The sequence below is a fragment of the Virgibacillus sp. M23 genome, assembly GCF_034190895.1.
Taxonomy (GTDB): Bacteria; Bacillota; Bacilli; order Bacillales; family Amphibacillaceae; genus Virgibacillus; species Virgibacillus salarius.
In genome coordinates, this window is sequence record NZ_JAWDHA010000025.1 from 31,754 (window position 1) to 56,860 (window position 25,107).

At 36.3% G+C, this 25,107-nt stretch carries 26 protein-coding genes and 2 pseudogenes; 23 read left to right on the forward strand and 5 right to left on the reverse strand.

The genetic code is table 11. From position 1 onward, the window contains the following. Nucleotides 1–15: 15 nt before the first annotated feature. The 3 genes and pseudogenes from RVS70_RS11390 to RVS70_RS11400 all read left to right on the forward strand — a co-directional run. Nucleotides 16–633 (forward strand): hypothetical protein, encoded by a 618-nt coding sequence (locus RVS70_RS11390; RefSeq protein WP_051388429.1) that lies wholly within the window; start codon nt 16–18, stop codon nt 631–633. A gap of 22 nt (nt 634–655) precedes the next feature. Beyond that, nucleotides 656–1,096 (forward strand): DUF4362 domain-containing protein, encoded by a 441-nt coding sequence (locus RVS70_RS11395; RefSeq protein WP_321133348.1) that lies wholly within the window; start codon nt 656–658, stop codon nt 1,094–1,096. A 195-nt stretch (nt 1,097–1,291) separates the two neighbouring features. After that, a pseudogene (locus tag RVS70_RS11400) lies at nt 1,292–1,856 on the forward strand (transposase); the annotation flags it as partial. A gap of 480 nt (nt 1,857–2,336) precedes the next feature. On the opposite strand, the gene RVS70_RS11405 reads toward RVS70_RS11400, so the two are convergent. After that, a complete protein-coding gene (locus RVS70_RS11405) occupies nt 2,337–2,540 on the reverse strand; it encodes a hypothetical protein (RefSeq protein WP_240455722.1) in 204 nt (67 codons plus the stop codon). On the opposite strand from RVS70_RS11405, the gene RVS70_RS11410 reads away from it, so the two are divergent. Next, a complete protein-coding gene (locus tag RVS70_RS11410; RefSeq protein WP_321133351.1) occupies nt 2,514–2,924 on the forward strand; it encodes a hypothetical protein in 411 nt (136 codons plus the stop codon). The genes RVS70_RS11405 and RVS70_RS11410 overlap by 27 nt on opposite strands. A 236-nt stretch (nt 2,925–3,160) precedes the next feature. Here RVS70_RS11410 and RVS70_RS11415 read toward each other — a convergent pair whose 3' ends face one another. Further along, a complete protein-coding gene (locus RVS70_RS11415) occupies nt 3,161–4,309 on the reverse strand; it encodes an MFS transporter (RefSeq protein ID WP_321133353.1) in 1,149 nt (382 codons plus the stop codon). A 195-nt stretch (nt 4,310–4,504) separates the two neighbouring features. Between RVS70_RS11415 and RVS70_RS11420 the strand changes: the two genes are divergently transcribed. The 13 genes and pseudogenes from RVS70_RS11420 (at nt 4,505) to RVS70_RS11475 (ending at nt 17,566) form a co-directional block, all read left to right on the forward strand. Further along, nucleotides 4,505–5,353: a LysR family transcriptional regulator gene (locus tag RVS70_RS11420; protein ID WP_026682929.1), complete on the forward strand. Its 849-nt coding sequence runs from the start codon at nt 4,505–4,507 to the stop codon at nt 5,351–5,353. 200 nt (nt 5,354–5,553) lie between these two features. After that, nucleotides 5,554–6,404: pseudogene (locus RVS70_RS11425) on the forward strand (aminoglycoside 6-adenylyltransferase). A 147-nt stretch (nt 6,405–6,551) separates the two neighbouring features. Further along, the gene (locus RVS70_RS11430; protein ID WP_026682930.1) at nt 6,552–7,118 is read left to right on the forward strand and encodes a GNAT family N-acetyltransferase; all 567 of its coding nucleotides are present in this window, start codon (nt 6,552–6,554) and stop codon (nt 7,116–7,118) included. A gap of 240 nt (nt 7,119–7,358) precedes the next feature. Then, on the forward strand, nt 7,359–8,114 hold the full coding sequence (locus RVS70_RS11435) for a class I SAM-dependent methyltransferase (RefSeq protein ID WP_026682931.1): 756 nt from the start codon (nt 7,359–7,361) through the stop codon (nt 8,112–8,114). A 207-nt stretch (nt 8,115–8,321) separates the two neighbouring features. Continuing rightward, the gene (locus tag RVS70_RS11440) at nt 8,322–9,173 is read left to right on the forward strand and encodes an AraC family transcriptional regulator (protein WP_026682932.1); all 852 of its coding nucleotides are present in this window, start codon (nt 8,322–8,324) and stop codon (nt 9,171–9,173) included. Nucleotides 9,174–9,615: 442 nt separating this feature from the next. Continuing rightward, the gene (locus tag RVS70_RS11445; RefSeq protein WP_321133356.1) at nt 9,616–10,206 is read left to right on the forward strand and encodes a nucleotidyltransferase family protein; all 591 of its coding nucleotides are present in this window, start codon (nt 9,616–9,618) and stop codon (nt 10,204–10,206) included. Nucleotides 10,207–10,454: 248 nt separating this feature from the next. Then, complete coding sequence (locus RVS70_RS11450; RefSeq protein WP_080668773.1) at nt 10,455–10,919, forward strand: NUDIX hydrolase; 465 nt, start codon at nt 10,455–10,457, stop codon at nt 10,917–10,919. Nucleotides 10,920–11,446: 527 nt separating this feature from the next. Then, nucleotides 11,447–13,516 (forward strand): penicillin-binding protein 2, encoded by a 2,070-nt coding sequence (locus tag RVS70_RS11455; RefSeq protein ID WP_321133360.1) that lies wholly within the window; start codon nt 11,447–11,449, stop codon nt 13,514–13,516. 196 nt (nt 13,517–13,712) lie between these two features. Next, nucleotides 13,713–14,009, forward strand: a complete 297-nt coding sequence (locus RVS70_RS11460; RefSeq protein WP_026682935.1) for a hypothetical protein — start codon at nt 13,713–13,715, stop codon at nt 14,007–14,009. Nucleotides 14,010–14,307: 298 nt separating this feature from the next. Next, on the forward strand, nt 14,308–14,400 hold the full coding sequence (locus RVS70_RS23385; RefSeq protein WP_240455726.1) for a hypothetical protein: 93 nt from the start codon (nt 14,308–14,310) through the stop codon (nt 14,398–14,400). A gap of 305 nt (nt 14,401–14,705) precedes the next feature. After that, a complete protein-coding gene (eutH, locus tag RVS70_RS11465) occupies nt 14,706–15,806 on the forward strand; it encodes an ethanolamine utilization protein EutH (RefSeq protein ID WP_121604770.1) in 1,101 nt (366 codons plus the stop codon). 54 nt (nt 15,807–15,860) lie between these two features. Next, nucleotides 15,861–16,505 (forward strand): YczE/YyaS/YitT family protein, encoded by a 645-nt coding sequence (locus RVS70_RS11470; protein ID WP_034679802.1) that lies wholly within the window; start codon nt 15,861–15,863, stop codon nt 16,503–16,505. A 395-nt stretch (nt 16,506–16,900) separates the two neighbouring features. Next, nucleotides 16,901–17,566, forward strand: a complete 666-nt coding sequence (locus tag RVS70_RS11475) for a hypothetical protein (RefSeq protein ID WP_166530357.1) — start codon at nt 16,901–16,903, stop codon at nt 17,564–17,566. A 126-nt stretch (nt 17,567–17,692) separates the two neighbouring features. Here the strand turns inward: RVS70_RS11475 and RVS70_RS11480 are convergent, their stop codons facing one another. After that, complete coding sequence (locus tag RVS70_RS11480; protein WP_161629298.1) at nt 17,693–17,842, reverse strand: hypothetical protein; 150 nt, start codon at nt 17,840–17,842, stop codon at nt 17,693–17,695. A gap of 278 nt (nt 17,843–18,120) precedes the next feature. Here RVS70_RS11480 and RVS70_RS11485 point away from each other — a divergent pair, with 278 nt between their 5' ends. Together RVS70_RS11485 and RVS70_RS11490 are read left to right on the forward strand one after the other, a co-directional pair. Continuing rightward, on the forward strand, nt 18,121–19,581 hold the full coding sequence (locus tag RVS70_RS11485) for a SulP family inorganic anion transporter (RefSeq protein WP_205388361.1): 1,461 nt from the start codon (nt 18,121–18,123) through the stop codon (nt 19,579–19,581). A gap of 81 nt (nt 19,582–19,662) precedes the next feature. Next, complete coding sequence (locus RVS70_RS11490) at nt 19,663–20,079, forward strand: universal stress protein (RefSeq protein WP_121604773.1); 417 nt, start codon at nt 19,663–19,665, stop codon at nt 20,077–20,079. A gap of 701 nt (nt 20,080–20,780) precedes the next feature. On the opposite strand, the gene RVS70_RS11495 is transcribed toward RVS70_RS11490, so the two are convergent. Together RVS70_RS11495 and RVS70_RS11500 are read right to left on the reverse strand one after the other, a co-directional pair. Further along, the gene (locus tag RVS70_RS11495) at nt 20,781–21,905 is read right to left on the reverse strand and encodes an FAD-dependent oxidoreductase (protein ID WP_321133366.1); all 1,125 of its coding nucleotides are present in this window, start codon (nt 21,903–21,905) and stop codon (nt 20,781–20,783) included. After that, nucleotides 21,906–22,358, reverse strand: a complete 453-nt coding sequence (locus RVS70_RS11500; protein WP_240455727.1) for a DinB family protein — start codon at nt 22,356–22,358, stop codon at nt 21,906–21,908. Between the two features lie 120 nt (nt 22,359–22,478). Between RVS70_RS11500 and RVS70_RS11505 the strand changes: the two genes are divergently transcribed. The 4 genes from RVS70_RS11505 (at nt 22,479) to RVS70_RS11520 (ending at nt 24,953) form a co-directional block, all read left to right on the forward strand. Continuing rightward, nucleotides 22,479–23,057 carry a hypothetical protein gene (locus RVS70_RS11505; protein ID WP_121604776.1) on the forward strand — a complete coding sequence of 193 codons (579 nt, stop codon included), beginning with the start codon at nt 22,479–22,481 and terminating at the stop codon, nt 23,055–23,057. A gap of 42 nt (nt 23,058–23,099) precedes the next feature. After that, a complete protein-coding gene (locus tag RVS70_RS11510) occupies nt 23,100–23,672 on the forward strand; it encodes a hypothetical protein (RefSeq protein WP_121604777.1) in 573 nt (190 codons plus the stop codon). Between the two features lie 69 nt (nt 23,673–23,741). Continuing rightward, nucleotides 23,742–24,674 (forward strand): manganese-dependent inorganic pyrophosphatase, encoded by a 933-nt coding sequence (locus RVS70_RS11515; RefSeq protein ID WP_026682945.1) that lies wholly within the window; start codon nt 23,742–23,744, stop codon nt 24,672–24,674. Nucleotides 24,675–24,800: 126 nt separating this feature from the next. Continuing rightward, nucleotides 24,801–24,953, forward strand: coding sequence for a small acid-soluble spore protein P (locus RVS70_RS11520; RefSeq protein WP_026682946.1), 153 nt, complete (start codon nt 24,801–24,803; stop codon nt 24,951–24,953). The last annotated feature ends 154 nt before the right edge of the window (nt 24,954–25,107 follow it).

Below are 25,107 nucleotides of genomic sequence, written 5' to 3' on the forward strand. Positions count from 1 at the left end.
AAGGGGGTAAAAGTTATGAAGAAGATTACTAGTGTTTCGCTTATCCTAATATCTTGTCTAACAATAATGGTTTTTATAATTAGTAAATCGAATGAAGAAAAAAATATTATTCAAGGTAAGTCTTTAGATAATCTTTCCACAACTGAGACTTTAGTATTTGAAGCGAAGACAGATGGATTTGAGTCACTAGATGAATTAGAAAGTAATTCAAAAATCATTCTACGAGGAAAGAAAATAGGAGAAGAAAGTCCAGTAATTTATAGATCGGAAGTAGACGGTTCAGTAGCAGGTGGCTATACAGTAACTAACTTTAAAATATCAAAGGTATATAAAAATGAAACAAAAAATAAGAAGATTAAAGAAAAAGAAGAAGTTAATATAGCAGAAAATAATTTTTTTGATAAAAAAACAAACAAAACATACAGTTTTAATGGATATAAAAAAATGAATGTGAATGAAGAATATCTTTTATTTTTAACACCAGAACAAGATGGAGTATTTGCTACAAGAGGAGTCACTTTTGGTAAAATACCTTTAGAAACCAACAAAATTGAAGTTTTAAAAGACACAGAAGAACCTCTATCTTTGAATTTGCAAAAAATATTTAGTGAAGCAAGAAACCAATACAAATAATTTAAGTCATGAGGGAGATAACGTGAGAAAAACTATACAGTTAGTAATTATACTTTTAGTGAGCGTAAACATTATAGGTTGTTCTCAAACTTCAAAATATGATTCAAAAGAAGCGATAAAAAAGGGTGACGTTGTATACAGTGGAGATAACGTATACAACCTAGATATTTTTTTAAAATTTCTAGATAATATTCATAGCAATAAAAAAGATTCTATTCGAATAACTAGTTATACAAACGAAGGAGACCCTATATTTCAGGACTTGAATTTTGATGGAAATGTAATAAATTATAGTTATGATAATAGGTATGATGATTATGGAGGGGGTGATGTAGGAGTAAAAAAAGACGATTGTGAAAACATAAAAAAAGAAAGAAAGAAAGATGGAAAAATAGAATATTTCATCGTAGGTTGCTCAAAAAAACCTAATGATAGTTACTTACTTATTCGTACAGATGAATAAAAATAAACTTGAAGCATGATAGGTTGTTTACCAGAGGATATACAAATCTTCAATGTATTTTTAATCATAGATGTAAGCTAGCATAAATGCAGGAGTGTAATATTAACTGTGTAAGTAAGAAATGCGTACGGTTTCTTACTCACACAGTTTTTTTATTTGGTAAAATAAAAACATAAAGCTAAAGGAGTGTTTTAAATGGGAAAACCTAAAAGAGATCCTAACTCCGTAGAATTAGCTAACAAGATTATTGAACAGTATCAACCAAAGTCTGTAGAAGGTTATGCAACATGCATTAAAGGACATATTTGGGCCGATGTTTGAATCGATGTTAAAAGGTGAAATGAATCATCATTTGGGCTATGGATCAAAGGAGAAAAAGAAACAAACAATAAACGGAATGGGTACGGAAAAAAGACAGTCAAAACGACTGCTGGCGAAATGAATATTGCCGTACCTCGTGACCGTGTCATTTGAAACACAACTTATTCTCAAGCGCAAAAGAAATGTTTCTGCCATCGAGGATAAAGTCATCTCCATGTATGCAAGAGGAATGTTCCAGCGAGATATTTCGTCCACTATCGAAGATACCTATGGTTTCTCTGTGTCTCATGAAATGATATCCGAAATTACCGATACAGTGCTTCCTGATTTAAAAGAGTGGCAAAGTCGCCCTTTAAGCAACTGTTATCCTTTTGTGTTTGTAGATTTCCTTTATACGACGATACGTAATGACTATGAAACAAAGAAATACGCTGTTTATAGGGGTGGTGTCAGCTTCGCTGGCACTACCCCTACTGCAAAAAGGATATTCAATAATCATTATCATCACGCAATAGAGGTTGTGAATTTGCATTCCTATAGGAAAGGTGAGGTATCAAAGATCATAGAAGAATTAAATATCCTTTTGATCAAATAAATATTCCTTTAGCTTTGTATACAGAAAAACCCAAGTTAGTAGATTACTACGAACAACATGGATTTATAAATTATGGAAGGTGTGGAGTTCATAGAGAATATTTTATGGTTAAATGGCCAGAGTCGTTATAGAACATGGAGAACAGAGGTTTAATGCTAATAGACATTACCAGCCTTTAGACCATTAAATAAGACTTAAACCAATAACATAATCCAAATTCCTTAACATACAAGAATTTGGATTTATCTATATAGAAATTTTCTTAGCGTACAAAATTTCCGAAATGGTGGCAGTACCCCCTTACTATTCTTTCTACAATTTTATTTATAATACCCTCCTACTAACAATACAACCAGAAGCAATTGGAAGATATGAAGGTGTTAGTCCACCAACCATCACGATTCCTCCAAGTGCAGATCCCATGGAACCACCTAAGTAATTAGCTGAGCTGTTTAAAACAACTACAGATGATCCGTGTTCTGGCTGTAGCTGAAGTAATACATGCTGCTGTGGGCCAATGAAGCCCAACCCATTTCTCCCCATACCATGAAGGGGAGAAATGCTAGAAAAGTAATTCCAAGCACCAATGGTAAACTAAACATTGCTAATGCTAATAGAGCAAGTATTCCACCTATAATCCAGCTTGGACGTCCTATTCGATCAATAAGCGTCCCAATAGATAAGTTTCCGATAACACCACCAATTCCCCATGCCCATAAATATGGTGTTACTTTTGGTACACTTGCAGTTGTTTTGAAGAAAAATAACGAAGCAGCTTTGACCATTTCTTTGAACGAGAATTTTGAAGTTGATTCTGCTGCTTCCCAATCAAATGTTGGCAATATTCGTTTATATAAAGCAACCTTAGAAGAAAATCAGCCAATTACGCTCCACTATAAATCGTCAAACTAAAATTAATTGTACTATTAGTGATCCCTACATTACTTTTTAGATGTAAGTATGCTACGTAATACGTAAGATTATATATAAATATTTGTTGCACCTTGTTAGGATGAATTATAAAATAACCAGAACGATTAACGGTCTAAGCTCTATGACAAACAGGGCAAAGGCCAATTAATCGTTATTTTTTCTTCACTGTCTATTCATAGTTTCTTATTATCTACTTCAAAAGGTCTTACAGCATGTTACTTCTTTCGTTGTTTATTTATTATAAGTATGATCAATTGCCCTAGAAAAGCCACTAGTACAAGGCAGCCAGAAGCAATTGGAAGATATGAAGGTGTTAGTCCACCAACCATCACGATTCCTCCAAGTGCAGATCCCATGGAACCACCTAAGTAATTAGCTGAGCTATTTAAAGCAACTACAGCTGGTCCGTGTTCTGGCTGTAGCTGAAGTAATACATGCTGCTGTGGGGCCAATGAAGCCCAACCCATTGCTCCCCATACCATGAAGGGGAGCAATGCTAGAAAAGGAATTCCAAGCACCAATGGTAAATTAAACATTGCTAATGCTAATAGAGCAAGTATTCCACCCATAATCCAGCTTGGATGCCCTATTCGATCAATAAGCGTCCCAATAGATAAGCTTCCAATAACACCACCAATCCCCCATGCCCATAAATATGGTGTTACTTGATGGATTTCCTGTAAATCTTGCAAGATTGGAGAAATATACGTGTAAAGACCTAAACTAGCAAGGGCAGCAACAAACGTTATGCCCACTGTTGCTGTGACACGTCCATTAGTCATCATTGCAAAACGTTGGCGCAATGAAGCTGGTTGTGAAGCAGGAATGTCCGGGAACCAGAGTATAATCCCGATCATAGCAATAATGCCGAGTGTAGTAATTAACCACAACGTACCGTGCCAACCTATCTCTGTGGCCATAATTAATCCAAGAGGAACCCCTATGACTGTGCCCAAACTCATACCACCTAATACCGTACCTAAGGCACGTCCACGTTTTTGAGGAGGAACTAGTGCGGCTGCTGCGGCTGTTGCAAGCGGTGAATAGAGACCAGCTCCAATACCTGCAATTGCCCGAGCCAATAGTAGCAGGGGGAAATTCGAGGCAAGTGCACTCAATGCATTACCTAATGAGAAAATAACTAGTGCGATAACTAATATTCTTCGAGCTGGTTTGCCCGCTAATAATGTTGCGAAAACGGGGGCTGCAAGTGCAAAGCAGAGGGTAAAGACAGTGACTGCCTGTCCTGTCTGTGAGTCGCTAGTCTTAAAGGTTGCTCCGATATCAGGTAACAAACCAGCTACTACATAAGCATCAAATCCAAGCGTAAACATTCCTATAGTGAGAAGAAAAACCATTCTCATTTTACCCCTCCTTAAATGTCTCAGTATAATTTGTCAATGCTAATCAGAGTGGGATATAATTTTTTTGTTATATCGATATGTTATAATGATGGAGCGATTGACATTTGAAATAATATCATATCGATAGCCTCAATAGAATAATCAATATCTTAGAAGGGTATAACAAATAGTTATAACAGATGTGGGGTAAAAGAAATGAATACAGTGTGGATGCAAAGCTTTATAGAAGCTGCAAAGCAAAAAAGCTTGTCTAAAGCAGCTAAGGAAAATAATATATCTCAACCGGCATTGAGCAAACATATACGAAATTTAGAAAATGAACTAGATGTTGCGTTGTTTTACAGGACCTCTACGGGTATTGAGCTTACAGAAGCTGGAGAACGTTTTCGCTCTCGAATTTTACCTGTTATTACTGAGCTAAACGCGATCCGTCAAGATTTACGGCAGTTTTCACGAACTTCACCTATAGCGATAGGAAGCCTGCCTAGTCTAGCAACCTATTATTTGCCACCAATGATTAAGAAGCTTCAGTCTTTAGCCCAACCAGCAACGCTAATGATTCAAAATACTTCAAATGAGCTTGTACAATCATTAGAGGAAGGGAGACTTGATGCAATCTTTATGGATACAGTAAGTACAAGGGAATCCCTGTGGAGTTGCGAATTATTTAAGGAACCTTATTATGCGGTGTTTCCATTAGATCATCCGTATCGTTCTAGAAAAGCGGTCAAACTTGCTGAGTTATGCGAGGAGCAGCTTATTGTTCATCAATCTCCTTGTGATACAAGGAGTCGTATTATGGAGCACATGGAATTGATAGGGCAAAAACCTACTATTATTAGCGAGGTGGCTTTTGGTGATTTTATTTACGGAGCTGTAATAGCTGGAATGGGGATAACGATTGTTCCCGAAATAAGTGCAGAGCATATTGATCGTCATCAGCTTTTTGCTTTACCGATTATAGATTTCGGAAACGAGCGGTCGATTTCATTGGCCACCCGAAATGCTAAACTTGGATCACAACTTTATCAATATTTTTGTTGACATTGATTTCTTATATGTTTCCGTTAGGAGTGTAGCAGGCATTCTTACGTGTTTGGATACAAGTAGATAAGTAGTTTTAATTAGAAAGGTGAAAAATTCAGCACATTATAAGATATAATGGTTGAATACAAGTTAGATAAGTAAAATGATATATTCAAGATTAGAGATGGATGAATGAAATGAGAAGCGAGCAGGAGATAATGAATTTGATTATAAGGATTGCTAAGAATGATGAGCGTATTAGGGCTGTTTATATGAATGGCTCGAGAACGAATCCAAATGTTCCAAAGGATATTTTCCAAGATTACGATATCGTTTTTGTTGTGAGAGAAACATCCTCATTCATCAATGATGACAATTGGATCTCCAAATTAGGTAATCTATTAATGATTCAAGAACCTGATAAACTTGACAAAGGGATTGGTCAGGATAAGAATTTTGACGATACTTATGCCTATCTAATGCTATTTACAGATGTGACCTACGCCTTCAAACAGTTGATGTGATGAATCATACTTATACGAATGATAAGCTTACTCATCCAGTGTTGGATAAGGATAATATTCTGCCATCGATTCCCTCGCCATCTGATATCGACTATCATGTAAAGAAACCTACACATGGCCAGTTTGAAAGCTGTACAAATAATTTTTGGTGGTGCTTGCAAAATGTTGCCAAAGGAATATGGCGTGATGAACTGTCTTATGCAAAATTAATGTTTGAATATACCACAAGAGATTGTTTGGATAAAATGATTAATTGGTGGATTGGTATGGAACATGATTTTGGAGTGTCGACAGGGAAACTAGGAAAATATTTCAAGTACTATCTCCCTTCAACCTATTGGAAGATGTATGAAGCTACATATTCTAATTCGGACTATCAACAGATGTGGCATTCCATGTTTACTGCTTGTGAATTATTCAGGGAATTATCGTTAGATGTAGCTACATACTTTGGGTTCATCTATCCAAAGACGGACGATAACAACATAACCAAATTTCTAAAACATATTAAAGAATTACCAGCAGATGCAAAAGATATATATTAAATTACGAATAAATAAGAAAATTATTTGAATAATGGTATAACTGCATAAGTGTAAAGAAAGGAATGATTACTATGATCAATAAGCTAAATGGTATTAAAAAGGAAGCATTTGTATTTAGAAGAAAAACGATGCAGAGGAGATATTGTATTGAAGTCGGAGAACATAAACCATGATTTTGTTTCAGAAACAGAAAGATTAATAATTAGATTGTTAGATGAACAGGATTATAAACGGTGGCTGGAAGGGTTTAATAATAATTATCCTCCCCAGTACAAATATGATGATGACCACCTAGATATAAGCGAGTGGACGGAGGATGCATTTCAAAATGTTGTAAAAAAACATCGGGAATTAGCAGCTGATGATAGGGCGTATGTATTTGGGATTTTTCGAAAAATGGATGGTCAACATATTGGTAAAGTGGAATTTAGTACAATAATGAGGGGGGAATTTCAATGGGGGATGATTGGTTATCGTTTGCATAATCAATTTTGGAGATATGGCTATGGCAAGGAGGCAGTAAAAGAAGGATTGAATATCGCCTTTAGTCATCTTCATTTCCATCGGATTGAGGCCCATATAAATGTGGATAATATTCCCTCGATTAATTTAGCAGAGAGTGTAGGAATGGAGTTCGAATGTACACGTAAAGGATTTATATTTGAATTTGGAGAGTGGACGGATAATCTCGTTTATTATAAAAACGCAAAATAGCTAATTTCAAAATAGGTGCAGCTCATGTATCATATACTGACTGCACCTTTCCTATAGTCTAGGAAATTAAAGGAAATTATAAAATTTGCCCATATGGATAAAGATGGGCGTGTTGAGCCACGTTCAGCTCCAACGCCCAGAAACGTAGCGACTTCACGAATCGCCCTAAGTTGTTATAAGTTTGTAGTTGAATTTTCAAAACGTGAACAATAGATAATCTTAAAAAAAAGGGGAGCTTACATGAGCCAATCAATGGGGACCGAAGAGGCAATCAAAAGATGGGATAACTTCGCTGAAAATTATTCAGAAAACCATACGGAACAAGGTGATCTTCATAAAGAAATCTTTTTAAACCCAGCTTTATTCTCACTTATGGGGAATGTGAAGAATAAAAAAGTGCTTGATGCTGGATGTGGAGAAGGATATTTGAGCAGAATTTTATCTAAGCGTGGTGCCGCTGTAACAGCGGTGGATTATTCTCCGACCATGATAGAAATCGCTAAGGAAAGAACGCCAAAAGAATTGAACGTTCATTATAGTCATGGAAATTGTGAGGATTTACATCAACTAGAGGATAAAAGTTTCGACTTCATCGTGTCCAATATGGTCATCCAAGATCTTGCGGATCATGAAAAAGCATTTCGAACGATGTATCGGCTGTTAGCAGATAAAGGTATCTTTATCTTTTCTATATTGCATCCATGTTTTGTTACTCCAGAAAGTGGTTGGGAAAGAACAGAAAACGGAGAAAAGCTGCATTGGAATGTGGACAAGTATTTTTATGAAGGAGTCTATGAACAGCCCTTAGGTGATAAAGAAAACATGCTGCTTTTCCATCGAACGTTAACAACCTATATAAATACATTAATACATACAGGGTTTGTTTTGGAGAGCATTATCGAACCACAGCCATCAAAAGACATGCTAAAAAAATACCCTTCATTTGCAGAAGATTTTAGGTGTCCTGACTTTATTGTTTTTAAATTAAGGAAATAGTCGAGCTTGTGTTATTTGTTACAGGGTGCTTATTTCTCCATACAATAAGCACCTTTTTTTGTGTGCTACATGAAGTAATATGTATAAATATTATGAAATACTTATTATTAACCTAGCATTGTAAGCAAACATACTGTCAGCCTAGAGCACAAAGTGACAGGATACATGGTGAAATACTTGTTAAGATCTGATTAGGGAGTGGGCGATATGACGTGGGTCGAATCATTACAGAAGGCCATCAATTATATGGAGGAGCATTTATTGGATGAAATATCGATAGATAGCATCGCAAAGCAGGCGAATTTTTCAGCATTTCACTTTCAGCGTACCTTTTCGATATTGACCGATATATCTGTTGGTGAATATCTCAGACGTAGACGCTTAACATTGGCTGCTCATGAGCTTAATCGTGAAAATACGAAAATTATTGATATTGCCTACAAGTATGGCTACGACACTCCAGAAGCTTTTTCCAAAGCATTTCGCAGACAGCATGGTATAACACCGAGTGAAGCGCGAAAATATGCAGGAAGGCTTAAATCTTATAACCGCCTGGTGATTCAGGTTAGTGTGAAGGGAGCAGAACCAATGCAATACAAAATTGTTGAACGGGAAGCATTTCAGATTGTAGGGATTAAACGAGAATTTTCGTGTATCAATCAGCAGAATCAAATTGATATTCCAAAAATGTGGGATAAAGTAAATGGGGATGGAACGGATGATTTATTATTCCGATTAAACGATGGTTTGATCGAAGGGGTGTTGGGGGTTTGTGTCGACAAAAGCTCGGAAGTAATTGATTATTGGATAGGTACAACCTATGAGGGGGACGTACCTGATGGGCTAGTGGCTTTGACTATTCCTGAATCAAAATGGGCTGTTTTTGAGGTGCATGGCCCGATGCCCGATGCCATGCCAAAAGTATGGAAACAGATTTTCTCTGAATGGTTTCCTTCGAGTGGTTATAAACATGCTGGTATACCGGAGTTAGAGGTTTATTCAGAAGAGGATCCTTCGAGCCCAGATTTGTATTCAGAAATTTGGATACCAGTGAAATAGAAACAGAGATGAATAGGTAGTTATTCATTCATTAATAATAATTGGGATTTCTTATTAAAATTCATGTTAATTTATAAGAGGTTGAGACAAAAGTCGTCAAAAAACAATCAAGAAACGAACGATAATTAGTTTAGATTCCACATATAACTGGCAATTAAACCCCCACTTCAAGCAATAAAGTGAAGCCAATATTGGTAAGTGGGGGTGCTCTGCCAGTAAATATCCAATTGGTTCAAAGGCCTTTAGGTCATACGTTTCTGGTACTTACAATTAGTGGGAATAAACAAACCCCCCATCATTTTAGGTTCACACCAACTTATTGAAGATAGTCAGTGTCTAGACTTAGATGCTTTACCAATAATTAATTTGTTTCCTTTTCACTAAAAGTCAATAGACGGAACAAATATTCACTAAAGCTTTTATTATGCTATAATAAGAATGTATGTTCTGGATAGGGGGAATATTCTTGTTAAAGAATAAAGAAGATGTCAGAAAGTTAATTCAAGCTGATGATGAGATGATGGAAATTTTGCAAGCTGCCAATACATTGAACCTGCCTGATTGGTGGATATGTGCCGGATTTATTCGTGCGAAAATTTGGGATACATTGCACGGCTTTACTAAACGAACTACTATACCAGATGTGGATGTAATCTATTTTGATATAGAAACGATAGATGAACAGGAGGAAAAAATTTTAGAAGCTAAATTAAAAAATAAAATGCCCAATGTTCCCTGGTCTGTTAAAAATGAAGCAAGAATGCATATTGTTAATAATATTCCACCATACACTTCATCAGTTGATGCGATATCTAAATTCCCAGAAACAGCAACTGCACTTGGGGTAAAGCTAGATAAAGAAGGTAAGGTAATTGTTACTGCACCTTGTTGTATAGCCGATGTCATCAATTTACAGCTGAAGCCAACGCCTTATTTCACAGAAACAAGAGAACGTGAAGCAATTTATGAGGAGAGAATAAGGAAAAAGAAGTGGAAATCTACTTGGAACAAGCTTAACATTTATCATACATAACTTTTTCATACAATCGGTAGATCTGTCCTATCAGTTTCCATTAAGAGCATGTAGTCGAACAAGAATAGTGGAGGAGGAGCCTAATTTGTCTTGGGAATATAAGTTATTATTAGCAAAAATTTATACCCCCACTAATTGAAGCTTCACTTTATATATTTCTTGTGAGATTAATAGATATATGTGCTATAGTCTGATAAAAAACTAATAAATTAAGAATTTTTAAAATAAAAATAGAAAGGTGCTTATAGATGAAAAAATGGCTTGGTGCTGCGGGAGTATGTGTTTATGACAGAAAGGTTCTAATGGTATTACAGGGAACCCCAGAAGAACCAAAACGTTGGTCTGTTCCTTCTGGCGGTTTAGAAGCAGGTGAAACCTTTGAGGAATGTTGTGTTAGGGAAATAAAAGAAGAAACAGGCTTAAACGTAGAGATAAGACAATCTATATGGAAAAAAGAAAGACCATATGGGGAAATTATTTATTTTGCAGTTAAGGTGGTTGGTGGAGAGGAAACCATTAATGATCCTGATAAATTAATTTATCGTATAGATTGGAAATCACCAGATGAACTAACAAATTTAGCTTTATCCTATCCTGAAGATAAAACATTTTTAATCGAATACATACAAAATTATAAGCACGATGATTTGTCTATTAAAAATGACAGAGAGTTAATAGGTGAGCATCTCAATAATGACATCGATGAAAAATAAGCTTCTACTTAGGCATTTTCCTTTGAGAGAATTCATTTTCCATAGCATGTAGTAGGTTCAAGAACTCCCTCTTATACCTGTGATGATGGATCGATAGTTGCATTCAAACAGTAAATTCACAGAGAGCTTCTAAAAAGTTTGCAGCTATGATAGATAATAAAAAGGAATACCTTATCATGGGGAAGGGGCAGAGGACTTTAAAGTAATACTGGAAAAGAATCTGATCATATACATAGTATACTATAGACATTGATAAATCCTTAATTACTCAAGGTATAGAGTGTTTAATTATTGCTTCTATAAAAGGAAATAATTGGTTGAATTGCAGGATAAGTAAATGATATGATTAACTCAAATATATTGTTACTTATTAAGTAAAAAGCATCAATTGAGTATTAAGTTGGATTGGATGGTGGTCTTAAGTTCCTGTATTTATATTTTTTGGTTAAAAAGTCTTAATATTCTTATTATTAGAGGGGATAAGAGGTGTTAGATTACATAGCACTTGTAACAAAGGGGAAGATTAGATGGGGAAAAAGAACAAGCGAAGGAAGTTGAAAAGGGAGAGACTTCCTTTTCGATTAAACATTTTATTTTTTGTCATGTTTATTATGTTTTCTGCATTGGTGTTGCAGCTGGGTGTAGTTCAAATTCTGAAAGGAGAGTCATTTCAAGAAGAAATCGATCGAACCATTAGAGACACAACTAAGGTACCAGTGCCGCGGGGGGAAGTTTATGATAGTAATCATCGATTAGTAGTCACGAATAAACCTTTGTACGCTATTACATATACACCCGCTAAGAGAGTGCAAGCGAAGAATCGATTAACGGTTGCTAAGAAATTAGCGAAATTAATTTCTTTTGATAGCAAAGGAATTTCGGAGCGGAATAAAAAGGAATATTGGTATTTAGAGAATAAAAAAGAAGCTGTTAAGCTGCTAAGCACAGAAGAGAAAAAGGAATTAGATGATACAGAGGAATATAATCTTATTTTAGAGAGAATCCCGAAAGATAAAATAAGTGATTTCACGAAGAATGAGCAGAAGATCATAGCCATTAAGCGGGAGTTGGATAAGGCATATGCTTTAACGCCCCAAATTGTTAAAAATGAGGGGGTAACGTCAGAGGAATATGCAATGGTTTCTGAACATCTTAGCGAACTTCCAGGCATTAATGCAACAGCTGATTGGGAAAGGGAGTACCCATTTGGTGACACATTTCAAAATTTAATCGGAAATATTACAACGCAAAAGAATGGAATTCCAGCAGAAAAGGAGGAATATTTTCTAACTAGAGGATACAGTCGGAATGATCGTGTTGGGATAAGTGGTTTGGAAGAATACTATGAAAATGTATTACGAGGTAGGAAAGAGCAGATTCAATACACAACTAAAAAGGACGGTACGATTGTAGGTTCTGAAACGGTTGTTGAAGGTGAGGCAGGGAAGGATCTCGTCTTAACCATAGATATGGAGTTTCAGAAGAAGGTTGATAAAGTTGTGAAGGATGAATTAAAAAATATTATTCAAGCGAATCCTTATCAGCATCCATACTTAACAGATGCAATTGCAGTTGTGATGAATCCGAAGACAGGTGAGTTATTAGCTGTTAGTGCTGCGAGTCGGGATAAGGAAAAAAATGAATATGTAAATGAGTCGTATAGAGCATTGTACGATTCCCACTTGCCAGGTTCTGCAGTTAAGGGAGCTACGGTTTTAGCTGGGTATGAATCGGGGGTTATTTCCCCGGGACAATCATTTTATGATCGCAAACTGAAGATTAAAGGCGATCCTAAAAGAAGGGGTTCCTATAGGAATTTAGGTGCTGTGAACGATTATGATGCATTAAGACTGTCTTCAAATGTGTATATGTTTTATATCGCTTTAAAGATGGGGGGAGAACAACGGAATCCATTACCAGATGAGGCCAAAATTACGTTTAATCCGGATGCTTGGGAAGAAATGAGAAATTATTTTCAGCAATTTGGTCTAGGTGCGAGTACAGGCATTGATTATCCATATGAATCGACAGGATTAACGGGTGAAAATTCAACGATGGGTGGCTTGTTTATGAACCTTGCCATCGGTCAGTATGATACATATACTGCGCTACAAATGGCTCAATATGTGTCAACAATTGCCAATGATGGCTACCGCATTCGCCCGCATTTTGTAAAGGAAATTAGAAATCCAAGTAACTCGTCTGAGGAATTAGGTTCCGTTTATCGAAATATTGATACAAAGATTTTAAACCGAGTAGATATGGATCAATCATATATTACTCGGATTCAGGAGGGGTTCCATCGAGTTTTTCACGCAGCTGGCGGAACAGGTGTAAAATATTTTGGTAATAACGAGTATAGTAAATATAATGCGGCAGGAAAGACAGGAACTGCTGAAAATGCATATTATATAGATGGAAAGAAGCTAGCTGATACGGAGAACCTTTCATTAGTTGGTTACGCACCATATGATGATCCGGAAATGGCTTTTGCGATCATTGTTCCACATACAGGAAAAATAAAGGGGCGGTATCCAATTAATCATAGGATTGGTCAAGGAATATTAGACGCTTATTTTGAAACATATAAACCATAGAGCTTTCTTAAGAAAAAACGTAATTGTTGAGTGGCGTTTTAGTAAAACAGTAACAGCTATTTTAAACCAGAAAGTCGAACGAATTCGAATGCCACGTACATTTCGAAAGGTCGTTCGGCTTTTAGCTTTAACGTATACTTTTGTCTCAGTCACTTTCAGTTATAGAATAGGTACCATTATGAATGGAGGATGAGAGGTGAAGCTTCGTAGCGTTTTAGTAATGGCGATCTTAAGTATTATGTTGTTTGCAACTGGGTATATAACTGCGTTATTTACAAATAGTCAGACCTCAAGAGAAATATGGTTAACGGATCATGATGAAACGGTGATAATTACAAATATAGCAGATCAATCTGTCGTCGATAATATAATAATGATTTATCTTAGAAAAAAACAGCTAACAGCTAATATTAATGAACTTGGTAAACCTGATATGTCCATTCGTGTTGTAAGTCCGAGGGAACATACAAGTCTGATTGATTCTAAATTGTAGTTTGTAAAAGACGGAGCTATTATTAGTGAACGAGCAGGAGAATCTTCGAGTCAAGTGATCTACTATAGCATTGATGAAGCGAGTAAAAATTTTATTGTAGAGGAATTTAAAGCGAAAAAGTAAGCTGTGGAAACCGTCATGCGAGAAGTAATTGTAATACTTTAAGGGGAGGAGTGGGGAAATATGTTTATCAAGGAAGTTGAGAAACTAAAGAAAATTCTTAATGGGGAGTTAATTGCTATTTATCATATCAAGTATGGCAGTTAAAGGGGGAAATGCAAAACCTATCATGGATATAATGCCTATAGTAAAATCAATCACAAAGTTAGATTTCTATAATCAAGCAATGCGTAAGCATGGTATAAATCATGTGGTGAAAACGGTATTTTAGGAAAGGTATTTTCAAAAAAGTGGAGAACAGCGTAGAGATTATGTTCCTATGTATGAAATAGCAGTTTTGCTTTTAGGATTTATTACAAATCCTTCCATATGAAGCAAAACGGTATGGGAATGTAAAAGAGAGGCTGGCAAAACGATCTCCATTGATATAGCTATGTATATTCAAAATAAAGACGCAATTGTTAAGGAAATAGAACAAAAAGCATTGACTTGGTACAAGGGTTTGCGGTAGTTTATTCCTATTAGTATATGAAAGTTCACCTGTTAGAACAGATATAGAAAGAATGGAGAACTATAATGGGAATTAATGATGTCATTATAATTATTGTTGTCTGTTTTCTTTGTTTGGGTGCCATTGATAAATGTTTTGGTAATAGGCTTGGATTTGGTCAACATTTTACAGAAGGGTTTATGACCATGGGATCGCTTATGCTAGCCATGGTCGGAATTATTTCCTTAGCTCCAGTATTAGCTAGGATATTAACACCAATTATTGCTCCGATATACGGCTTTATCGGAGCTGATCCAGCAGTGTTTGCAAATACTATATTAGCCATTGATATGGGGGGGTATGCGCTAGCACAGGAAATGGCGCAAAATAAGGAGGCAGGATTATTTGCTTGGGTATTTTTAGGGACGATGATGGGCCCAACCATTGTATTTACAATTCCCGTAGCATTGGGGATTATTAGAAAAGAGGATCATACATATTTTGCAAAGGGTATCCTGTTAGGTTTGATTACAATTCCAATCGGCTGTTTAGTAGGCGGAATACTCGCTGGTTTTAGCATCCAGCTAATTATTATTAATCTTATACCGACATTGCTTTTTTCTGCTCTCATTTCCATGGGGCTGTGGAAGAAGCCGGGACAAATGATTATTGGTTTCTCTATATTCGGTAAATGTGTTGAAATTATAGCTATTATTGGGCTTACCGCGATTATTATTGAGACATTAACTGGTTTTATCGTCATTCCTTATCTAACACCGTTAGAAGAGGGGATTCAAATTGTTGGCCAGATTGCAATATTTTTAGCAGGGGCTTTCCCCATGGTCCATTTTATATCCAAGGTATTTAAGAAACCATTATATACGTTGGGTTCGAAGCTTGGTATTAGTGATACGTCTACAGCAGGTCTAGTAGCATCACTTGCCCATAGTATTCCGATGTTAACGCTGTTAAAACATATGGATGCCAGAGGGAAAGTCATCAATGTTGCCTTTGCCGTAAGTGGTGCGTTTGTTTTGGGTGGTCACTTAGGATTTGTAGCAGGAATTAATAAGGAAATTGTATTTCCTATGATTGTAGGGAAACTTATCGCTGGTTTTAGTGCAATTATTTTAGCAATGATTGTATTAAAAAAATCAAATGGGTCTGGACGCCATTCGTATAAATAGAACCTACGTCACCTGGCGAGATAAATATATATGATGAAAGAGAGAAGGGATAAAATGATAGTTGCCATCCGCTGGGGTATGTTTTTTGTAGGGTTAGCCCTTTTTAGTTTAGGAATAAGTATATCGATTAATGTTCAGCATTTAGGAATTCATCCATGGGATGTCTTAAATGTTGCATTATATGAAAAAGTAGGTCTTTCGATTGGGTCATGGACGATTATCATCTCTGCGCTCTTAATTATCATATCCTGGTTTTTGGATAAAAGCTATATAAAACTAGGAACTTTTCTAAATGGGGTACTGGTAGGTGTATTTGTAGACATCTATCTCTATCTTGACTTTTTACCCGTTGCAACGTATACATGGATCGATTATCTTATTATTATAGTTGGTATCGTTATTATGGGAATCGGTGGAGGAGTATACAATGCGGCAGGTGTTGGTTCTGGACCTCGTGATGGATTTATGCTTTCCATATCTGATAAGCTTGACGCATCTGTAGGCAAGGTGCGAATCATAACAGAGTGCCTTGTTCTCATAATTGGCCTGATATTAGGAGGCCCAGTGTTTTTATTTACCTTTATCTTTACATTTATTCAAAGTCCAATATTCCAATATATCTACGGAAGGCTAAGAGAGGAGATTACTCGTTTAGAACATAATAATCAGAACAAGCATCTCCCTAAGACACGTGCTTAACTGACAAGCTGCTCGAAATCATAGTTGTGAATGACGCTCGTTATTAGATCACCCTAAGTGAAGCTAAATATCGGGCGTCTTTTGCCAATTTTAGAGAACTACAAGACTCTCCATGAAATCAGAACAAGCCGGATTTAACGCATAGGAGTGACTAGAAAATGTTCGTTTTTAGGGATGGTAAGATTATTGTAATGAGAGGTTGTCTTCCAAGACATCATTGGTATAGGCATATAACAAAGTTTTATATTGTTAATGATTTTGAGTACAATTTGTAATTTTGTTGACAGAAAAAATCGATACTCATCTAAGTCCACTGTTATAAAATACGCTTTTAAAAACTAGACGTCTGATTTTACCATGCTAGAATGTAAGAAACTTAGCATGGGGGAGATAAAATGGATAAACGTGATATTGCTCCAAACATACTGATGGATGATCCGATAATGGGAGAGATTCACAGTATGGTCGACGAGATAATGATCTATGCTATCGAAGAGTTCCACTCTGTCCTTACAAACATCATGGAGAATATGAGGGTGGAGCTGAACGTTTCTGATGAATGGATGAATAGACTTTATGATTCGTGGTTATGCTGGACTATTTTTTGTTTTCATGAAAAACATACTAGCAAGACTATTTATCAGCAATTTCTTCAGTATAATAGGGAAAAATGGATAGATAAGTCTATAGCCATTCAGAAGCTATTATATCAATGGAACCATCTTAAACCAGGAATTTACGTGGTGGGAAGTGACTATTCTATTGGTGAAAATTATACATTTATCGATATAGTCGAAGGAAAGGTGAATTCAGTTATATTGCGTCAGCGAAAAACTAGGATAAATCAAGGGGATATGGTTATAGGATTTCTACTTCCATATAGACAAGGTCACTATCTTAGTATAGGTAAAACATGCTTAATACCAAATATATTAACCAATCAAGTTTCCTTAGCAGTTCTTTCCTATTTTAGTAAGCACGCAGCGTCCTCTAGGTTTACTGAAAGTTTGTATCCGGCTTTGTCGGCAATAGCAATACATACGGTGGAGCAGCATCTATGAAATGGAGCAGACTGACTTCAAAAGAAGCAGAGATTACTAAGATTATAGAGCGGCTATCAGCTAGAAAAATACGCATTATCTTTGTAAGCGTAAATAGAAGTCAATATAAGGTCACAAAAAAGTGGACTAAAGAGAAAGGGTCTCACTAGTCCATTTTAGTTGCATGGCTCGTTCTAAATCGTAATCCACAATAACATCCTGTAACCAATACCAGCACAAGACAAGTGCAATTAACGTTATAATAATTAATAAAAAGACAATCATTCTTCCCTTCATTGTACTTCCTCCTTATATCTAACTAAGCGTACCAAACAGGGTAATGTATGTAAATATAATCCATAGGTAAATGGAAAATATTTTTGAGTAAAAAGCTCTCATTCTAATAACTTGTTATGAAAATGGTAGAAAATAATAGTAAATAGAAGTTTTCTTGTGATGTACACGCTTTCTTTAGGTTTTTCCTCTTTTTTTATTTATGGTATGATGCATAGGTTATCTACGGCTAAGTCTCTGGAGGGCTTAAATAATCTAAACAATAGAAAGAGGTTGAACATTTGAAAACTGCACAATGGAAACATGAATGGTTTGGTAACGTCAAGGGTGATATTCTAGCTGGAATTGTAGTTGCTCTAGCGCTAATCCCTGAGGCGATTGCCTTCTCAATAATTGCTGGTGTGGATCCGATGATTGGCTTGTATGCATCGTTTTGCATCGCAGTTGTAATTGCTTTTGTCGGAGGTCGTCCGGGAATGATTTCTGCGGCAACTGGAGCAATGGCGTTACTTATGGTTAATCTAGTTGCGGACCACGGGTTGCAATATTTATTAGCAGCAACAATTCTTACAGGTATTATTCAAATAATCTTTGGTATCTTTAAGCTAGCAAGAGTGATGAAATTTGTACCACGTTCGGTGATGGTTGGATTTGTTAACGCGTTAGCTATTTTAATTTTTACTGCTCAGCTTCCTCATTTTAAAGGGGAAGGTTGGATCATGTACGGTTTAGTTGGGTTGACCTTAGCAATTATATATATTCTCCCACGTATTACAACCGCAGTACCCTCAGCGCTTGTAGCAATTATTGTCGTAACAGCAATTGTCATTTTAGGAGATATTCACGTAGGAACCGTAGGTGATATGGGAGCTTTAACACAACAGCTGCCCATGTTTTTAATTCCGTCTATTCCATTTACATGGGAGACGTTAACGATTATATTTCCTTATTCCTTAGCACTTGCAATCGTAGGGTTATTAGAATCGCTATTAACATCTAATATTGTAGATGATATGACAGACATGGAGAGTAATAAAAATAGAGAAAGTCGTGGACAGGGGATTGCAAATATAGTAGCTGGCTTTTTTGGAGGTATGGCTGGTTGTGCCATGATTGGCCAATCGGTGATTAATGTAAAATCAGGAGGCAGAGGAAGATTATCTACACTAGTAGCAGGTATATTCCTTATGTTTCTCATTATTGTATTAGGTGGATTAGTTGTACAAATACCGATGGCAGCTCTTGTAGGTGTTATGATTATGGTGTCGATTGGTACATTTGATTGGTCATCGATTAAAAATTTAAATAAACTGCCAAGAACGGATGCAGCTGTGATGCTAACAACAGTAGGTGTTGTGGTGTATACGCATGACTTGTCAAAAGGTGTATTAGCTGGTGTGTTATTAAGTGCCATTTTCTTTGCTGCAAAAATTTCTAGGATAAAGGTTACTAGTGAGCTTGTTCATCAAGGGCAAAAGCGCATTTACCGAATGGAGGGTCAACTGTTCTTTGCATCAGTCAGTGAGTTACCGAATAAATTTGATTTCACAGAACGTGTGAGTGAAGTGGAAATTGATTTATCAGAAGCCCATCTATGGGATGACTCTGCTATAGGAGCATTGGATAAGATCGAAATGAAGTTTGAGCAAAAACAAGTTCCCGTTCACTATACAGGTTTAAATGAAGATAGTCGGAGGCTTAAACAGCAGATCAGTGGCCTTTCCAAAGCTTCTGGACATTAATATTTGTTTTACCAAAGGCATCCATGTTTTTAATCGAAAGCACAAGGTTGTATTTTAATGAATTTCTAAGAGGTGAGCCGTTTGTTCCAAAAAATATTATTAGCTGCTGATGGTTCTGAGCATTCTGTTCGATCCGCAAAACAAGCGATTGAACTTGCAGAAAAATTTTCTAGTTTAGTAGAAGTTGTTTATGTGATAGATGGTCAAACAGCAAAAGCAGATGTATTACATGCAACAGACAAATTAGAAATTGAGAAAAAACGTAAAGAAAAGTTGAAGGTTGTTGAAAATTTATTAATAGCCGCAGAAATAGAATATGACATAGCGATTTTACATGGAGAACCTGGTCCAACGATTGTATCTTATGCCAATGACAATGCATTTGATTGTGTTGTCATCGGAAGCCGTGGATTAAATAATTTACAAACGTTTATCTTAGGTAGCGTGAGTCACAAGGTGGCAAAACGAGTGAATTGTCCTGTAATGATTGTAAAATAGTAGGAAGAACATGATGTATTGTCAGATTGTAATAGTTCTACAATCTTCTTAAGCTGTCAAGTAATTTTTCTCATTAAAGAGCCTTACTACACACAAATTGTAGTAAGGCTCTAACTATTTAAGATAAAAATTAAACAACTTTATTATCTCTATAACCCTTTCATTGTAATAAAAGGAAATAAAATACAGAATTATGATATCTAATTGGTCTTTTTGTGTTTCCTCTACCAGTTGAGACAGGGGATAAAGATGAGTGAGTAAAGAAATAAAAAAAATAGCTAACAAACTACCGAATTTTTAATTTTAAATCTTCATCTGAATGTAGGAGGATTTAAGGATGCCCAACGAAGTAATTTTGCTATTCTCCAGTCAAGCTACAGAAAATCTGCCCCTGCAGCAATCCATTATTACTTAGGGGTTCTGGAAAAGAGTAAACCTGGAGAAGTGTACTTTAGAATCAAGAAAAAGCCGAGTTATTTGAGCCAGCTCAGCTTTTCTATAGATTATAATAAACTCCATTTAGTACGTTTTTCCCCTAGCACTGTAAAAGCTTTTTCCACTAATATTTAGCATAGGAGCATGCTTTGAAAAAATTTCTTTCTTTGTTTGTTAGGTTGTGTTTATCTTTAACGTTAAGTGTTTTGTTATGTCCCAGACTATGTGTGAGTAGTGCTAGGATGTTCGAATAGAGGTACTTACGTTTAGTTTTTAGTGATCGCTTTTTCTACAGGATAATCACATAGATGGATATCAACTTCTTCTTTCATTACAAGCTTGGATAGCTGTAAACCGATGAATGGTCCCATCGTTAAGCCAGTTGATCCAAGTCCATTCGCAAGTAATAATCCATGAAAGCCAGGGAGTGGTCCAATAACTGGTAGAAATCCTGGTGTGACTGGTCGGAAACCAACGCGAGCTTCAAGAATAGTAGTTGCTTCTAATCCAGGAGCGACTTCCATTGCCTTCGTAAGGATTTCATGCATTCCACCTGCTGTTACTCGGTGATCAAACCCTACATTATCTTCATGGGTTGCACCTAATACAATTCGATTATCAGGGAAAGTCAACATATATTGGTTATTAGGTGGTTTTACGACGGGCCAATTAGATGCATCTCCTGTCGGTAGCTGAACATGGAGAATTTGTGCACGTTGCTCGTCCACTTGAAAATGAATACCCAACGGACTTAAGAGTTCCGTCATCCAAGCTCCAGTAGCAGCAATAACGGTATCTGCAGGGATTGTTTGGCTGTTTACATGTACACCATTAATTGTATTGTCTTTGTACGTTAACGCTGCGTTTCCCTTTATCAATATTGCTCCGTGTTTTTCCGCTGCACGCAAAAGTGCATCTCGTAGTTTTCTTCCATCAACTCGAGCGGCACCACTTACGTAGACCGATTTATAGTTACCGTTTAATAATGGGAACAATTCTGTTGTGGCTTGCTGATCTAATAGCTTTATTTCTCCTATTTCTGGAGCAGCAAGCTTCCGTTTTTCGGCGCGTTCTTTCATAGCAATTAACTTTTTATCATCATCATGCAAATGAATAGCTCCAACCTGTTCGTATCCTACATCCTCTTCGCCATCTTGATATAAGGAATGAATAAGGTTAGGATAGCTTCGTGCTCCTGCTTTTACGAGTTGATACCAAGCTTTATTTCGTCGTTGGGAGAGCCATGGGCATACGATACCAGCTGCAGCATCAGTTGCTTGACCATCATCAAAGCGATCGATGATCGTAACATGGTATTTATTTCTTGCGAGGTAATATGCGGTTGAAGCACCTACAATTCCCCCACCGATAATAATTATTCGATTACTCATCTATCTATTTTCAACTATCTTCTTCATTGCTTTTATTTGTCCCAAGTGCTCTGCTTCATGAGAAAGAATCATTGCAAAAACGTCACCATATGTTTTGAAATTACCAAACGGTAATGTGTACGGTAAGTCTGTAGCAAAGAACTCATCTGTAAGTGCTTCAATTCGTGGAGCTTGATTCTCTAAATCAACGATAAGCGTAGCTAATTTTGGAACATTCTCTGACCATTCAGATGGTTTTGTTCCCGTAGCAAATAACCCTTGATATGATACAGGAATATTCGTTGACTGTTTAGGATATCCAAATAATAGGCTCTCAGCAGTTACAAGGATATGCCCGATATGCCAACGTATCGTATTATTAAATCCCTTCGGTTGGATATCCATTATTTCCTTATCTAGCTGTTTCACAAAAGTTAATAAACTCCCACGTGTTAATGAAAATTGATTTGTCATTTCCGATTCCTCCATTCTTGATTCCTCTATTTATTATGATAAAAATAATCATGGAAAAAGTAAAATATTTGAAGGGTTTACCATACGAATAAAGAATTAATAAACAGGGGGGGATACAAGTTGCAACGAAATATTCTAGGAATTGCTATTTTAATTTTAGGTATTGGATTAATGCTTATTGGACCAATGTTCGCTTATTATGTCACGTTTAATGAAAGTTCTCTATATGAAATGGGAGAGCAGGAAAACAGGTTTATGTGGCAGTCCTTTTTTACGATTGCTGGTCGGTGGTTTTTAGGTGGGGTACTACTAATTGGCGTATCTGAAGTGATTCGCTTGCTCGTCTCTATTAATAATCATATCTATAATGATCGAAAACAAACTAGAGAAAAGGGGAAGCGAATGACCGACGATGAGTCTGGCTATAGTCAAACTACTGAACGAGAACAAACTGATATGCAGGAGGAATGGAACTTACGGCCAGCAGATGAAGAGAAGATTTATCACATATTTAATAATGAGGCAATTTTAGAAATGAGGCCAGCTCCCATCAAGGGGTATTGCGTTGTTAAACTCCAGGATAAAGATAGTCCTATAAATCCATATGTAAAAGTAATTGAGGTAACAGAAACAGTTGCAAAAGAGGTTCGTAATGCTGAAATTAGGAAAAGGGTTTTAGAATGGTATAACGCACAATAACAGTAAAAACAGGAGAAAAATTTTCTTGAAGGAGTTTTTATAGTGAAAAAAACGAATTCAAAACGTACATGGGGTTGGTTTGGCTGGACATTTTTCATCGTACTATTCGTATCATTTATTGGATCTACGGTATTTTTCTTTGCGCTATTTGACATTGATTTAAAAGCCGTATTTCAAGATGAAAGAGCTAGTGGTTCTACAGAAATAGTTGATGCGAAAAATAATGAAAAGAAAGAGCAAACCAAAAAGATTGCTGAACAAGAAAATGAATCAGTATCACAAAATAAAGCGGATATAGGGGATTTTATCGCTCAGGCACATGATTTTTATAATGATACGACTGGGTATGGTGCTATTAATGATATTGATTGGGATGAACAGGTAACACAGGCCCAAACGATTCGAGAAACCATAAATAACCAATTAGGCGAAATTGCTAATGAGTCGTTAATAAGAGATTTAGATGCGATCAAAAAACTGACGAATCAATTAGAACAAGAAAAAAATATGAATACGGTTCGTCAATTACATCGATATTTTCATGATTTAGATATTGTTTGGAATAATTACAGTAGATCAAAAAAATTATGGGGGGTAACGGAAACGGAAGAATAAACGCTATTCAATTTTAATTAATTTTGGTAAGCTAATAATGGTAGAAGCTTAATAGAAGGAGAATGATTCATGGATAAGACGTTAATTTTTGGACATAAGAATCCAGACACAGATACAATTTGTTCAGCTTTAGCCTATGCTGACTTGAAAAATAAACTTGGTATACGTGCAGAACCAGCAAGATTAGGGTCTGTTAGTAAAGAAACACAATTTGCGTTGGACTACTTTAATGTGGAAGCTCCGAAACTAATTGAAAAAGTGGAAGATGATGTGAAATCGGTTATTCTTGTTGATCATAATGAATTTCAACAAAGTGTAGAAAATATAAAAGATGTCCGTATTGCCGAAGTAATTGATCATCATCGTATTTCTAATTTTGAAACAAGTGAGCCCTTATATTTTCGTGCTGAGCCGGTAGGTTGTACAGCTACGATTCTGAACAAAATGTACAAGGAAAACAATATCCCTGTTTCCAAAGAAATTGCTGGTCTATTACTATCTGCAATCGTATCAGACTCGTTGCTATTAAAATCTCCAACTTGTACAAAAGAAGACGTGGATGCTGCATATGAATTAGCAAAAATTGCTGGAGTAAATCTAGAAACGTATGGAATGGAAATGTTACAGGCTGGTGCTGATTTAAGTGATAAATCTGTTTACGAGTTGCTTACCATGGATGCAAAAGAATTCTCCATGGCTGATGCAAAGGTAGAAATCGCACAGGTAAATGCAGTGGATACTGCAAAAATATACGAATTGCAGCATGAAATCGATCAGGAAATTGCAAAAATAGTGAATGAGAAAGACCTTGATCTTTTCTTGTTTGTAGTAACAGATATATTAAATAATGATTCCGAGGTATTAGCACTTGGAAGTGGAAAAGAAAAAGTAGAAGCAGCATTTGATGTCAAACTTGACGATAATAGTCGTGCGCTTCTAAAAGGTGTTGTATCACGTAAGAAACAAATTGTCACAGCACTTACAGACGCTTTTACGAAATAATCTATATGACAGAGGACCCAGAAAAGCAGTATGCGCTTTTCCGGGTCCTTTTTGAATTACCATGCCCATGTATAAATGGATATGCTCCCTCAAAAACTAAATGGAAGTTGAAAGGAGGAAGCTGACATGGCGGGTAAACCAAAAGGACCAAAGCAACAGGAACATCCAAATTTGCCGCAAAGTCCAAAACAACCCTATGGCGAACCGTTAGATGGTTCAAAGAAAGTTAAAAACGCCAATCATTCTAGACAAAAGCATAATCCCCATCACGGACTTTAGCTTGAAGGTATCCTTTTACTGGGTACCTTTTTGTAAGTTAAGAAAGTATAAAATCAGTGCAATGACTGCGTTAAGCCAAGTAGTTATTTTGAAATGTTTGATGTATATTGGCAATGCTCCGACTAATTACTTCGCTTTCCGCGGGCACGGCCTC

Coding starts and splice junctions, on each gene's coding strand:
- RVS70_RS11390 (WP_051388429.1), top strand. CDS start 16: ATGAAGAAGATTACTAGTGTTTCGCTTATCCTAATATCTTGTCTAACA.
- RVS70_RS11410 (WP_321133351.1), top strand. CDS start 2,514: ATGCTGCTGTGGGCCAATGAAGCCCAACCCATTTCTCCCCATACCATG.
- RVS70_RS11415 (WP_321133353.1), bottom strand. CDS start 4,309: ATGAGAATGGTTTTTCTTCTCACTATAGGAATGTTTACGCTTGGATTT.
- RVS70_RS11420 (WP_026682929.1), top strand. CDS start 4,505: ATGAATACAGTGTGGATGCAAAGCTTTATAGAAGCTGCAAAGCAAAAA.
- RVS70_RS11435 (WP_026682931.1), top strand. CDS start 7,359: ATGAGCCAATCAATGGGGACCGAAGAGGCAATCAAAAGATGGGATAAC.
- RVS70_RS11440 (WP_026682932.1), top strand. CDS start 8,322: ATGACGTGGGTCGAATCATTACAGAAGGCCATCAATTATATGGAGGAG.
- RVS70_RS11445 (WP_321133356.1), top strand. CDS start 9,616: ATGTTCTGGATAGGGGGAATATTCTTGTTAAAGAATAAAGAAGATGTC.
- RVS70_RS11450 (WP_080668773.1), top strand. CDS start 10,455: ATGAAAAAATGGCTTGGTGCTGCGGGAGTATGTGTTTATGACAGAAAG.
- RVS70_RS11455 (WP_321133360.1), top strand. CDS start 11,447: ATGGGGAAAAAGAACAAGCGAAGGAAGTTGAAAAGGGAGAGACTTCCT.
- RVS70_RS23385 (WP_240455726.1), top strand. CDS start 14,308: ATGCCTATAGTAAAATCAATCACAAAGTTAGATTTCTATAATCAAGCA.
- eutH (WP_121604770.1), top strand. CDS start 14,706: ATGGGAATTAATGATGTCATTATAATTATTGTTGTCTGTTTTCTTTGT.
- RVS70_RS11470 (WP_034679802.1), top strand. CDS start 15,861: ATGATAGTTGCCATCCGCTGGGGTATGTTTTTTGTAGGGTTAGCCCTT.
- RVS70_RS11475 (WP_166530357.1), top strand. CDS start 16,901: ATGGATAAACGTGATATTGCTCCAAACATACTGATGGATGATCCGATA.
- RVS70_RS11480 (WP_161629298.1), bottom strand. CDS start 17,842: ATGAAGGGAAGAATGATTGTCTTTTTATTAATTATTATAACGTTAATT.
- RVS70_RS11495 (WP_321133366.1), bottom strand. CDS start 21,905: ATGAGTAATCGAATAATTATTATCGGTGGGGGAATTGTAGGTGCTTCA.
- RVS70_RS11500 (WP_240455727.1), bottom strand. CDS start 22,358: ATGACAAATCAATTTTCATTAACACGTGGGAGTTTATTAACTTTTGTG.
- RVS70_RS11515 (WP_026682945.1), top strand. CDS start 23,742: ATGGATAAGACGTTAATTTTTGGACATAAGAATCCAGACACAGATACA.
- RVS70_RS11520 (WP_026682946.1), top strand. CDS start 24,801: ATGGCGGGTAAACCAAAAGGACCAAAGCAACAGGAACATCCAAATTTG.